This window comes from Methylobacterium persicinum (genome assembly GCF_022179525.1).
In the GTDB taxonomy this organism is placed as follows: Bacteria; Pseudomonadota; Alphaproteobacteria; order Rhizobiales; family Beijerinckiaceae; genus Methylobacterium; species Methylobacterium persicinum.
This window is the reverse complement of record NZ_BPQX01000046.1, coordinates 1-8,684: the sequence shown is the minus strand read 5'-3', so window position 1 is coordinate 8,684 and position 8,684 is coordinate 1. Positions and strand designations below refer to the sequence as shown.

Genomic DNA, 8,684 nt, shown 5'->3' with positions numbered 1-8,684 from the left:
CCGGATCCGTCGCGCCACCCGTGCCACCCGGAGCCGTCGAGCCGCTGGTGCTACCCGAATTCGTCGAGCCGCCCGATCCGGTTGAGCCACCCGTGCCACCCGGAGCCGTCGGGCCACCCGGAGCCGTCGAGCCGCCCGTGCCGCCATTCGTCGCGCGGGTGAAGCCCAGGCTCGCCCCCGTCGCATCGTAGTTCAGGATGGGCTGGAGGAAGGCGAGGTTCGTCGTCGTCTGCAGGCTCGCGAAGCGACCGCTCAGCCCCCCCGCCGCGTTCAGGATCCGGTAGCTCTGGCTCGCCGTGTAGGTGCCCGTGCCCGCCCGCACGTCCACCGTGCCGCCCGACAGCGTCGCCGTGCCGGTGGCGGCGATCGCGTCCGTATGTCCTGCCGCGTCCACCTGCACCCGGAACGTCGAGCCCGCCGCGAAGCTCACCGACCCTGCCACGTTCAGCGTGCTGTAGGGCGTGGCCACGCCTGGCGCCACGATCGATCCCGTAAGCGCCGACACCCTCGGCACCGTCCCCGAACCGCCCAGCGTCGCCCCGCTCTCCACCGTCACCCCCGACGACGCGGCCAGCGAGCCGTTGGCCACCAGGGTCCCCGACACCACGTCCGTCGCCCCGGTGTAGGTCTCCGTCCCGCTCAGGATCAGCGTCCCCGAGCCGATCTTCGACAGGTCGCCCACGCCGGAGATCTCCCCGGCGATCGTCACGGTCCCCGTCCCGCTGTCGATGATCGGATCGCCCTTCTGCGGGAAGCGGATCGCGTTCGTCAGGGTCAGGTCGCCCGCAAACGCCAGGGTCGTGCCCTCGTTCAGGCTCAGGGCGCCCGTGCCCAGGGCCTGGGGATGCCCGACCTTCAGCGTGCCCGTCTCCACCGAGGTGCCCCCGGTGAAGCTGTTCGCCCCGGTGAGCACGAGCGTTCCCCCATCGGTCTTGCGCAGGCCGCCCGTGCCGGACAGGGGCGACGCGATCGTCGCCACCGTCGATGCACCCGCCTTCGTCCCGTCGCCCACGCGCACCTGCGTCGAGGCGCTCGTCAGAGTGAGCGGGTCGCCCTGGACCGTGTAGCCGCTCGCCGCAAACTGCATGCCCCCGGTGGTCACGGGGCCCGCGCTCGCATCCACCGTGACCTTGCCCGGCGTGCCAGTGAAGACCGCGATCGCCCGATCCGCCGCCGTGGTCGAGGCCCCGCCCTGGGCGTTCGTCCAGGCCGTGCCAGCGCCCCAGGAACCGTCGCCGCCTTTCCAGAACGACGTCGCCCGCGCCTGCACGAGCAGGCTCACCGTCTTGGCCGCCTCGTCGCTCTGCACCGACAGGTCCTGGTCGTCGACGCTGCCGCCGATCGTGCCCATGGCAAGGCCGTTGCCCGAGGTTGTGCCGGTGTAGCTGATCAATCGGTACAGGCCGCCGCCGAAGCTCCCCGTCGTGCTGCTCACGTCCAGCGTCCCGCCCAGGCGCAGGTCGCCCTTCACCGCGAGCAGCGCCGTCGTGCCTGCGCTCCCGCCGAGCGTTGCCACGAGGTGCGAGCCCGGCGCCAGCGTCAGGTCCCCTGTGGTCAGCGTCTGACCCTGGACTCCCGCCAGGGTGCCCCTCGAAGCCACCGTGACGGAGCCCACTGTCCCGGTGCCGCGCAGCGTCGCCCCGGACGCCACCGACACCGCACTGGCCAGCGACCCGCTCACGGCCAGCGCGCCCGCCGACACGGTCGTCGCGCCTGTGTAGAGGTTCGTTCCCGTCAGGGTCAGCGTGCCCGGGCCCTGCTTCACCAGCGTGCCCGTACCTGAGATCACCCCCGCGAAGGTCTGGTCCGCGCCCGGCGCGAAGACCAGGGCCGCGTTGTCGACGATATCCCCCGTCACCGACCCCGAGGCCGTGCCGTCGCCCAGCTGCAGCGTCCCCGCCGAGACCGCGGTGCCGCCCGCGTAGGTCTTCGCCCCCGTCAGGACCAGCGTGCCCGTGCCCTCCTTGGCCAGGGCGCCGGGACCCGTGAGGTCGGAGGCGATGACGGCCGTGCCGCCGCCCGTCGCATTCTTGTCCTCGACGGTGATCCGGGTGGACTTGCTACCCGCGAAGCCGGCCAGATCGATCGCACCGCCGGCCAGGGCGTAGCCATCCGTCGTGAAGGACAGCGCGGCCACGCTCGGCGTGGCGCCGTCGCTCACCGTCACTTTGCCCGCCGGGCCGGCAAAGATCGCCAGCGCCCCCGGCGTCCATGCCGTGGCCCCGGTGCCGTCCCGGTCCGACCAGTTCGTGCCGTTGGCGCTCCAGGTGCCGCCCCCCGTCGTGGGACCGGCCCAGAACCGACCGGCCGCGACCTTCAGATCGACGTGCTTGTCCGTGGTCGTGTCGACGGACACCAAACTGTCGGCCGGGGCATTCCCGACGGTCAGGCCCGTGTCGGAGAGCTTTCCGGTGTAGTCGAAGATCCGGTAGGTACCGGTGGTGATCCCGCCTGCCGTCGTCAGGTTCAGGCGGCCGCCGAGGGTGAGGTTGCCGCCTACGCTCACCGCCGCCGTCGTGGTCGGCGCGCCCAGGGAGAGCGCCGTCAGCGCGGAACCGGACAGGGTGAGATCTCCCGCCGTCGTGAGATTCTGGCTGCCGGACGCGATCCTCAGCATCCCGCCGTCCTGAACGGTCAGCGCGCCGCCGATCGAGCCGGCCGTCGCCCCGGTCGGATCGCCGGACAGCGTGGCGCCGGATTGTACCGTCACCGCGCCAGCGACGCTGCCGCCGGCCAGGACCAGGGTGCCGCCGCTCACGGTGGTCATTCCCGTGAGGGTGTTGACGCCGGTCAGCGTGAGGGTGCCCGGACCCTTCTGCTCCAGCGAGCCGGTGCCGGAGACCACGCCGGCATAGGTCACGTCGTCCGCGCGGTTGAACGCCAACGTTCCGGAGTTGACGACGTTGCCGCTGATCGAGCCCGACTTGCCGCCATCGCCGAGCCGCAATGTGCCGCCGTCGATCGCCGTGCCGGCGGTGAAGGTGTTCTCGCCGGTCAGCGTGAGGGTGCCGCTGCCGAATTTTGTGAGGCCGAGCTTCTGGTCCGCCTTCGCGCCGTTGGCGAGGACGCCCGAGAAGGTCGTGCTGGTGTCGTCATAGCCCACGAACAGGTAGCTGCTGAACTCCACGCCCGGAGGCAGCGAGCCGTTGGCTTGGCTGGAATCCGTCTCGCCGATCACCTTTCCGCTGCCCGCGAGCGAGCCGATGGAGGCGGTGTTGCCCGTCAGGATGAGGGTGCCGCCTGCCTCGACCGTGACCGCCGACTTGTACGGCAGGGCGCGGCTGCTGTCGGCGAGCAAGAGCCTCCCGCCGGAGATGGTCACGGGACCGGTGAAGGAGTTCGTTCCACTGAGGATCTGCTGGTTGGTCCCGACCTTGGCCAGGCCGCCGCTTCCCTCGATCTCGCCGGCGAACGTGTAGCTCTTGCTGCCCGATTCACCGATCGTCAGCGTGTTCTCGTTCAGCTTGATCTTCGCGCCCGCATTCGAACGGATGATACCGGATGCGGCCGCGTTCCCTCCCACGATCTCCAACGTCGCGCCGTAATCGACCGTGATGGCGTTGCCTTTGTCGTTGGCCGCCCCGCCCCTCAACACCACGCCGCCCGACCCGACCCTCAGACCGCCGGTGTAGGTGTTGGCGCCGCTGAGCGTCAGCGTGCCATTGCCGAATGTCTTCTGAAGGCCGCCCTTGCCCGAAATGGTGCCCGAGAACTCCGTGGAGGTGTTGTCCCCGCCAACGAAGAAGGTGGCCTGCTCGGCGATCGTGACCGCGCCGGCCCCCGCCAGGGACCCGAGCTTGGCAAAGCCGCCCACCGCCAGCGTGGCGTCGGACGCGACCGTCAGGCTGCCGCTCAGGGTACCGCCGCCAGCGAGGGTCAGGGGACCGCCGCCGTTCAGGGCAAGGGTGCCGGCGCTGATGAGAGTCGCGCCGGCGTAATCGTAGCGACCGCTCAAGGCGAGCGTTCCGGCTCCCCGCTTCTCCAGCGAGCCGTTGCCGGTGATTGTCGCGCTAAAGGTCACGTCGTCCGCGCGGTCGATGATCAGCTTGCCGTTGTTGGTGATCGAGCCCGCGACCCAACCCGACTTTCCACCATCGCCGATCCGGAGCGTGCCAGCGCTGATCGTCGTGTCTCCATAGTCGTTCTGACCCGTCAGGATCAGAGTTCCGCCGCCGGTCAGTTCCAACCCTTGCGTGCCCTTGAGTGACGCGGCGATCCTAGCCGAGATCGCCCCGTCCGCGACCGTGATTTTCGGTCCTCCGGATTTCGTCGACAGAGTGAGGTCGTCGCCCGTGATCACGTAGCCGTCGACGGCGAAGGTCAGCGATTCGCTCGAAACTCCCCCCTTGGCGTTGGACACCGTCACAATGCCCCCCGTCCCGGCGAAGATGGCGCCCGTGAGGTTGGTGCTCGCGACGCGGTCGGTGCCGTCGGCATAGGTCCAGTTTGTGACGGTGCTGTCTGCCGTCCACGTCCCGGTACCACCGACGATGGGACCCGCCTTCCCCGTGGTCGTGCCGCCGTTCCAGTACTGGGGCGTCCAGGCGACCGTCAGCATCAGGGTGTTCTGAGAGGCATCGAGACTCGTAGCGTACGTGTAACCGCCCTGGCCCTTGATGGAGGAGAACGCATCTGTGGCGGCGGGCGCCGTGCCGTATTTGATGAGGTTGTAGGTGCCGACCGCGTTGGTGGCGGGCAGGGCCGCGATGGTGAGGGACCCCTGGTAGCTGAAGGCCCCAGTCAGCATGACGATGGGCGCGGACGGCCTCTTGGTCAGATCGAGCGTCAGGTTCGAGCCCGCCTGAAGGGTGAGCGTCTTCCCCTTCAGGGAGACGGTGTTCGAGACGCTCTTGATGGACAGGGTGCCCCCGGACTGGACGACCAAGTCTTTGCTGATGGACGTGATCGTGTCGCGATCCGTGCTCGTGTCGACGAGGGCGAAGGTTCCGCCGTCCTGCACGGTGACAAAGCCGTTGATGCTCCCCCGCGTGGTCGCGCTTCCAAGCTGGAACGTGCCCTTCTTGATGACCCAGCTGGCATCGCCGGCCGTGTCCTCGTAGCCGATGCCCATCCATTTCCCGTCGGTCTCGACGACGATGGTTCCGAAGCCCTGGAATACGCCGCCGTAGGTCGGGTCTTTCTGCACGCGGAACATCAGGGAGCTCATGTCGAGCTTTGCGCCGTGGCCGGTCAGCTTCAACGTGTTGTCGCTCCCCCGCGCGATCACGGTGCCGGTGAGCGAAGCGAAGGTGGTCCCATTGCCTTGCAATTCGAGGACGTTGGTGCCGGACGTGAACTCGATCGCGAGAGCATTTCGCTTCGATCCTTCGGCACCCGCGCCGGCCGAGACGGTCGCCCCAGCGGACAGGATCAGCGTGACGTTGGCCCCGGTGATGCCGACACCACCGAGGGCGTAGGCCGGCACCTTGCTCTTGTCGGTGGACCACGTGTAGCCCGCAAGGCCGCTCGTGCCGCCCTTGATGGTCACACCGTCGTTCACGGTGACGCTTGCACCCGATGCGGCGAGCGCGAGGCCGACGCCGCCGTCGCCGCCGGCACCGCCGATGGTGCCGTCAGCGCCATTGCCGCCCTTGCCGCCGGTGATGTTGGTCGTGATGGTGTACGGGCCGGTACCCGTCAGAACGGCACCGAACCCACCCTCTCCGCCGCCGCCGCCGCTGGAGGGTTGATCGCTTCCGTGATTGATAAGGATCGTGCCGCCATTGCCGCCATTGCCGCCGGTCGTGGCCGTGGTGGGGGCCGTGTCGCCGACATAGCCGTGCGCGCCGCCGCCGCCGCCGCCGATCCCCTGAGTGTAATCGTTGGCTCCGCCGTTTCCGCCGGCCGCCCCAACCGTCGCACCACCGACGCCGCCGGCGATCGGGTCGCTCTTGCTGCCGGCCCCTCCCTTGCCGCCGGACCCCCCTTCCTGTCCGGCGCCGCCACCACCGCCGCCCGCCGTTCCGGTCGCGTCCCCGCCCGCGCTGCCGGTGCCCGTGGTGCTGCTCGTCCCCCCGGCGGCACCCTCGCCGCCCACCCCACCCTTGGCGAGCGCGACGGCACCGAACCCGAGCGGCGCGAAGGCCATTGGGACAGCGACCAGAGCCGTGGATGCAAGCAGCGCGACCGCCCAGCCGGCGCGACGCCGCTTAGGGCCCCTGCATGTGCCGAGCGTGTTTAGCGCGATCCCGATTTGATTCGGCATGGGAAACGTTCCGTTCAGTGCCACGCCAGCAATTCGCGGCAGCGGCGGCGTAAATCCCGGCGCTTCTAGCTTCCTCAGCGATCCGATGTCGTATTTTTTACACCGCACCGGGACATTTGTGTCCAATTGTTGCATCTTAGCGCCATAAAACAGCGGTTGATAGGCGTATATATCCTCAATCTTGAGTTTTTATTGTATCGATAAGACATGATTCATCAGAATTTATGCTGCAGGATCGTAGAATATAAATTCGACGCATGGGAAAAGTCGTACCGATAGATAGAACGATGCCATACGGATCCCCAAGCGCCGTGCCTGGCCATTGACGAGGGGTCCCCGGCGGCGCCCTCAGATGTCCGTTCGGTTCGCGGGTGAGGGGACGCGTCTTGCCATCGTGTCCCGGCGACGGTGATGATCCGCCGCCGCGGCCTTCCCAAAGCCGAGGCGAGAGCCGTCGCGATCCTCACCGGCACCGGCATCGAGGCCCCGCCTCGCCGAACTCCTCGACGCCGCCTCCTGAAAGGCGCTACGTCCGGGCGGCATGAGCGAGCATCCCCGCACCATCGGCGTCATCGGGATCGGCACCGGCAGCCCTGGACACGTGACCGTTCACGCGATGCGGGCGGAGGCCCGGGCCAGGCACGGCTGGATCACGGGCATCTCTCGGCTGACGCGCCGCGACGCCGGACGCTCCGTCTAGGCGCCGGCCATGCTGCAGTTGCGGGACTATCAGCGGGCGGGCCTCGACGCGCTCCATGCCGCCTGGGCGCGGGGAGGGGAGGGGGAGGATGCCGGCCGGCTCGTCGTGCTGCCGACGGGGGCGGGCAAGTCCCTAGTCATCGCGGCCCTCGCCCGCGAGGTGCTGGAACAGGCTCCCCACACCCGCGTCGCCATCGTCACCCACAGCCGCGAGTTGGTCGCGCAGAACTTCGCCGAGTTGAAGCGGCATTGGCCGGAAAGTCCGGCGGGGATCTTCTCGGCCGGGCTCGGCCGGCGGGAGGCGGCGGCGCAGGTGCTGGTCTGCGGCATCCAATCGGTCGCCGACCGCCTCGCGGCGATCGGCCCCCGGGATCTGGTGATCGTCGATGAGGCGCATCTCATCCCCCGCACCGCCGAAACCCGCTACGGCCGGTTCCTCGCAGGGCTGCGCGCCCTCGCCCCGGCGATGCGAGTCGCCGGCTTCACGGCCACGCCCTATCGGCTGGATTCCGGGCGGCTCGACGAAGGTCAGGGCCGGATCTTCACCGGGATCGCCTATGAGGCCGATACCGGCGACCTGATCCGCCGGGGCTACCTCGCCCCCCTCGTCTCCAAGGCGACCCTGACGCAGCTCGACGTGACCGGGGTCGGCCGCCGGGGCGGCGACTACATCCCAAGCGAGCTTGAGGCGGCGGTCAACCGCGACTGGATCACTAAAGCCGCCGTCGCCGAACTGGCGGAATACGGGCGCGGGCGCCGGTCCTGGCTCGCCTTCTGCGCCGGCCTCGCCCACGCCGGTTCGGTGCGCGACGCCGTGCGGGGGGAGGGGTTCTCCTGCGAGACGGTGGATGGTGGCACCCCCAAGCGGGAGCGCGACCGGATCGTGGCGGCCTTCCGGGCGGGCAAGATCCGCTGCCTCGCCTCGGTGGGGGTGCTCGGCACCGGGTTCAACGCTCCGGAGGTCGACCTCGTGGCCCTCCTCCGGCCGACCCGGAGCACGGGGCTCTATGTCCAGCAGGTCGGCCGGGCGCTCCGGCGGGCCCAGGGCAAGGACGACGCCCTGATCCTCGATTATGCCGGACTGGTGCGGATGCACGGGCCGGTGGATGCCGTCACCGTCCGTACGGCCGAGGCGGTGAGGGTTGGGGCAGGGGGCCTGCGCGCCAAGCCCTGCCCCGGCTGCGGCGCCCTGATCGCCCTCAACGCCTCGACCTGCGAGGCCTGCTGGACCGAACCGGAGACGGAGCGCGAGCCCGGCCACGACGCCGCCGCCGAGGACGAGCTGTCCGTCCTCTCGGAGACGGCCCTTCCCTCTGCCCATGCCCCTGCCGCTCCGTCCGCTGAAGCGGAGTGGCACCGGGTCACCGCCTGGGGCCTGGAAGAGGCGCCGGACGGCCTCGACGTGGTCCTCGGTTGGGCCGAGGGCTCCTGGCGTGTCCGACTGCGACCGGAGGGGCGCGGCTACGAGCGCGAGAAGGCGGTGCTCTGGTGGCGTGGGCTCGGCGGCGGCCGGGACGCGCCCCTCGACACGGCGGGCTTCCTCGACGCCGCCGAGGCCCTCGCCCGCCCCGCCGCCGTGCAGGTGGTCGGCAAGGCACTGTCCGAGGAAATCGCCTGCCGCACCGCGGACGGCCGCCTCCTGGCCGACGTCCGGCGCCTCGCGGACCGGGGCTCGCTCAGGGACCCGACACCCCGGGGGTAGGCTGGAGGAGGAGGCGAGGCACGGCGGGGCAGGGCGCTCGGACCGCCCTCGCCCCAACCGGAACGCCGTTATGGGCGA

At 70.0% G+C, this 8,684-nt stretch carries 3 protein-coding genes; 2 read left to right on the top strand and 1 reads right to left on the bottom strand.

Annotated elements, in window-relative coordinates:
• Positions 1–6,088, bottom strand: a 6,088-nt coding sequence (locus tag MFF22_RS19135) for a beta strand repeat-containing protein (protein WP_283206194.1), incomplete at its 3' end; no start/stop codon positions are given.
• 658 nt (positions 6,089–6,746) lie between these two features.
• Between MFF22_RS19135 and MFF22_RS19130 the strand changes: the two genes are divergently transcribed.
• Together MFF22_RS19130 and MFF22_RS19125 are read left to right on the top strand one after the other, a co-directional pair.
• The gene (locus tag MFF22_RS19130) at positions 6,747–6,905 is read left to right on the top strand and encodes a hypothetical protein (protein ID WP_238251035.1); all 159 of its coding nucleotides are present in this window, start codon (positions 6,747–6,749) and stop codon (positions 6,903–6,905) included.
• A gap of 9 nt (positions 6,906–6,914) precedes the next feature.
• Positions 6,915–8,606: a DEAD/DEAH box helicase gene (locus tag MFF22_RS19125; RefSeq protein ID WP_238251034.1), complete on the top strand. Its 1,692-nt coding sequence runs from the start codon at positions 6,915–6,917 to the stop codon at positions 8,604–8,606.
• Positions 8,607–8,684 lie beyond the last annotated feature (78 nt).

What these genes read in the sequence shown, in the direction of transcription:
- MFF22_RS19130 (WP_238251035.1), top strand. Translation starts at nt 6,747, where the DNA reads ATGAGCGAGCATCCCCGCACCATCGGCGTCATCGGGATCGGCACCGGC.
- MFF22_RS19125 (WP_238251034.1), top strand. Translation starts at nt 6,915, where the DNA reads ATGCTGCAGTTGCGGGACTATCAGCGGGCGGGCCTCGACGCGCTCCAT.